This is a genomic window from Salmonella sp. 5800 (genome assembly GCF_046558195.1).
GTDB classification, from domain to species: Bacteria; Pseudomonadota; Gammaproteobacteria; order Enterobacterales; family Enterobacteriaceae; genus Salmonella; species Salmonella enterica.
On record NZ_JBGDOX010000047.1, the window covers coordinates 1 to 244 of the forward strand.

Consider the following 244-nt stretch of genomic DNA (forward strand, 5'->3'; position numbering starts at 1 on the left):
AGGCTTGTAGCTCAGGTGGTTAGAGCGCACCCCTGATAAGGGTGAGGTCGGTGGTTCAAGTCCACTCAGGCCTACCAAATTTTCCCTGAATACTGCGTTGTGAAATAACTCACATACTGATGTATGCTTCGTTATTCCACGCCTTGTCTCAGGAAAAATTATCGGTAAAGAGGTTCTGACTACACGATGGGGCTATAGCTCAGCTGGGAGAGCGCCTGCTTTGCACGCAGGAGGTCTGCGGTTC

The 244-nt window shown here is 50.4% G+C and carries 1 tRNA gene; it reads left to right on the top strand.

The features are described 5' to 3' along the window. A tRNA-Ile gene (locus tag ACLJZ5_RS22145) sits at positions 1–77 on the top strand. The last annotated feature ends 167 nt before the right edge of the window (positions 78–244 follow it).